The organism is Paenibacillus sp. 22594 (assembly GCF_052044425.1).
Taxonomy (GTDB): Bacteria; Bacillota; Bacilli; order Paenibacillales; family Paenibacillaceae; genus Paenibacillus_AQ.
In genome coordinates this window covers 1-964 of sequence record NZ_JBQENA010000038.1, presented here as the reverse complement: position 1 = coordinate 964, position 964 = coordinate 1, and the positions used below count along the sequence as shown (strand labels likewise).

General features: G+C 52.8%; 1 protein-coding gene. It reads left to right on the top strand.

Going from position 1 to position 964, the window contains the following annotated elements; all coding sequences use genetic code 11:
• The coding region (locus ACTJKB_RS30850) for an amino acid adenylation domain-containing protein (RefSeq protein ID WP_440838038.1) at positions 1-964 on the top strand (964 nt) is incomplete at both ends.

Here is a 964-nt window from a genome sequence, read left to right as displayed (position 1 = left end):
TATATATTTGACGCTTCCGTATGGGAGATGACACTGTCGCTGTTGTTGGGTGCAAAGCTAACCCTGGTGTCCCAAGAGGTTCTAACGGATGTGAACCGCTTTAACGCCTTTATACAGAAAAACGGAATCACGTTGACGTTGCTGCCGCCGCAATACTATCTGCAGACCGATATCAGCGGACTACGGGTACTGACGACTGGGGGGTCGGCATCAAACGCGGAGATGATCGAAAAGGCAGGGAATGGTACACGATATATCAATGCCTATGGACCGACGGAAAATACAGTGTTGGCAACGGGATGGGAATACGATGGAGAGAGTGCGATTCCTAATCCTGTCCCTATTGGGAAACCGACGAGCAATACGCAAATCTATATGATGGATGGTATGAAGCTGTGCGGAATAGGAGTACCCGGGGAGTTATGTATTGCCGGCAGCGGTGTGGCCAAAGGGTACTTGAATCTTCCGGCCCTAACCGCAGAGAAGTTTATTGACAATCCCTACGGGGAGGGGAAACTGTACCGGTCAGGGGACTTAGCGAAATGGCTGCCGGACGGGAACATCGCCTATTTAGGCCGTATGGATGATCAAGTGAAGATCAGAGGATTCCGGATCGAGCTGGGCGAAGTGGAACATGCGCTGCGGCAGGTCGAAGGGATCCAAGATGCGGCGGTCATCGTGCGGGAAGCCCAAGACGGAGAGAAGGCGCTGTTTGCATACCTCATATCGAAAGACCAAGTCCAGCTGCAAGCGGTAAGGCGGGAGCTGGAGGAGGTACTGCCGGCGTATATGGTGCCAGCCTATATGATGCAGATTGAACAACTGCCGGTGACGCGCAGCGGTAAGCTGGATCAACAGGCGCTGCCGGAGATCGTAGCCGTAAGCGGGAAGGAATACACGGCTCCGAAAAACGAACTTGAAGAACAACTATGCAGTATCTTTAGTGAAGTGCTGGGCGTAGAGC